We start from the raw sequence: 2,500 nt of genomic DNA, 5'->3' as shown, positions 1-2,500 counted from the left end.
GGTGGGCACTCTAAGGAGACTGCCGGTGACAAACCGGAGGAAGGTGGGGATGACGTCAAGTCATCATGGCCCTTACGGCCTGGGCTACACACGTGCTACAATGGTCGGTACAGAGGGTTGCCAAGCCGCGAGGTGGAGCTAATCCCATAAAACCGATCGTAGTCCGGATCGCAGTCTGCAACTCGACTGCGTGAAGTCGGAATCGCTAGTAATCGCGAATCAGAATGTCGCGGTGAATACGTTCCCGGGCCTTGTACACACCGCCCGTCACACCATGGGAGTGGGTTGCACCAGAAGTAGCTAGTCTAACCTTCGGGAGGACGGTTACCACGGTGTGATTCATGACTGGGGTGAAGTCGTAACAAGGTAGCCGTAGGGGAACCTGCGGCTGGATCACCTCCTTAATCGACGACATCAGCTGCTCCATAAGTTCCCACACGAATTGCTTGATTCATTGAAGAAGACGATAAAGAAGCAGCCCGAAATTGGGTCTGTAGCTCAGTTGGTTAGAGCGCACCCCTGATAAGGGTGAGGTCGGCAGTTCGAATCTGCCCAGACCCACCAATTTTGTGTGGGAAACGCCTGTAGAAATACGGGGCCATAGCTCAGCTGGGAGAGCGCCTGCCTTGCACGCAGGAGGTCAACGGTTCGATCCCGTTTGGCTCCACCACTACTGCTTCTGTTTGTTGAAAGCTTAGAAATGAGCATTCCATTGTGATGATGGTGAATGTTGATTTCTAGTCTTTGATTAGATCGTTCTTTAAAAATTTGGGTATGTGATAGAAAGATAGACTGAACGTTACTTTCACTGGTAACGGATCAGGCTAAGGTAAAATTTGTGAGTGGCTCGAAAGAGTCAAATCGAATTTTCGGCGAATGTTGTCTTCACAGTATAACCAGATTGCTTGGGGTTATATGGTCAAGTGAAGAAGCGCATACGGTGGATGCCTTGGCAGTCAGAGGCGATGAAAGACGTGGTAGCCTGCGAAAAGCTTCGGGGAGTCGGCAAACAGACTTTGATCCGGAGATGTCTGAATGGGGGAACCCAGCCATCATAAGATGGTTATCTTACGCTGAATACATAGGCGTAAGAGGCGAACCAGGGGAACTGAAACATCTAAGTACCCTGAGGAAAAGAAATCAACCGAGATTCCCTTAGTAGTGGCGAGCGAACGGGGACTAGCCCTTAAGTGGCTTTGAGATTAGCGGAACGCTCTGGAAAGTGCGGCCATAGTGGGTGATAGCCCTGTACGCGAAAATCTCTTAGTCATGAAATCGAGTAGGACGGAGCACGAGAAACTTTGTCTGAATATGGGGGGACCATCCTCCAAGGCTAAATACTACTGACTGACCGATAGTGAACTAGTACCGTGAGGGAAAGGCGAAAAGAACCCCGGAGAGGGGAGTGAAATAGATCCTGAAACCGTATGCGTACAAGCAGTGGGAGCCCACTTTGTTGGGTGACTGCGTACCTTTTGTATAATGGGTCAGCGACTTATTTTCAGTGGCGAGCTTAACCGAATAGGGGAGGCGTAGCGAAAGCGAGTCTTAATAGGGCGTCTAGTCGCTGGGAATAGACCCGAAACCGGGCGATCTATCCATGGGCAGGTTGAAGGTTGGGTAACACTAACTGGAGGACCGAACCGACTACCGTTGAAAAGTTAGCGGATGACCTGTGGATCGGAGTGAAAGGCTAATCAAGCTCGGAGATAGCTGGTTCTCCTCGAAAGCTATTTAGGTAGCGCCTCATGTATCACTGTAGGGGGTAGAGCACTGTTTCGGCTAGGGGGTCATCCCGACTTACCAAACCGATGCAAACTCCGAATACCTACAAGTGCCGAGCATGGGAGACACACGGCGGGTGCTAACGTCCGTCGTGAAAAGGGAAACAACCCAGACCGTCAGCTAAGGTCCCAAAGTTATGGTTAAGTGGGAAACGATGTGGGAAGGCTTAGACAGCTAGGAGGTTGGCTTAGAAGCAGCCACCCTTTAAAGAAAGCGTAATAGCTCACTAGTCGAGTCGGCCTGCGCGGAAGATGTAACGGGGCTCAAACCATACACCGAAGCTACGGGTATCACGTAAGTGATGCGGTAGAGGAGCGTTCTGTAAGCCTGTGAAGGTGAGTTGAGAAGCTTGCTGGAGGTATCAGAAGTGCGAATGCTGACATGAGTAACGACAATGGGTGTGAAAAACACCCACGCCGAAAGACCAAGGTTTCCTGCGCAACGTTAATCGACGCAGGGTTAGTCGGTCCCTAAGGCGAGGCTGAAAAGCGTAGTCGATGGAAAACAGGTTAATATTCCTGTACTTCTGGTTATTGCGATGGAGGGACGGAGAAGGCTAGGCCAGCTTGGCGTTGGTTGTCCAAGTTTAAGGTGGTAGGCTGAGATCTTAGGTAAATCCGGGATCTTAAGGCCGAGAGCTGATGACGAGTTAACTTTTAGTTAACGAAGTGGTTGATGCCATGCTTCCAAGAAAAGCTTCTAAGCTTCAGGTAAC

Annotated in this window: 2 tRNA genes and 2 rRNA genes (1 of these 4 cut by a window edge); all 4 read left to right on the top strand. The window is 50.4% G+C overall.

The features are described from left to right. A 16S ribosomal RNA gene (locus ACEN2T_RS29920) occupies positions 1 to 404 on the top strand; it begins 1,133 nt to the left of the window's first position. Positions 405 to 487: 83 nt separating this feature from the next. Beyond that, positions 488 to 564, top strand: a tRNA-Ile gene (locus ACEN2T_RS29915). 30 nt (positions 565 to 594) lie between these two features. Then, positions 595 to 670 (top strand) — tRNA-Ala (locus ACEN2T_RS29910). 247 nt (positions 671 to 917) lie between these two features. Further along, positions 918 to 2,500 (top strand): 23S ribosomal RNA (locus ACEN2T_RS29905); the annotation flags it as partial.

Origin of the sequence: Pseudomonas sp. W22_MBD1_FP4, assembly GCF_052113765.1 — a bacterium.
Classification (GTDB): Bacteria; Pseudomonadota; Gammaproteobacteria; order Pseudomonadales; family Pseudomonadaceae; genus Aquipseudomonas; species Aquipseudomonas sivasensis.
This window is presented reverse-complemented; position numbering and strand designations above follow the sequence as displayed.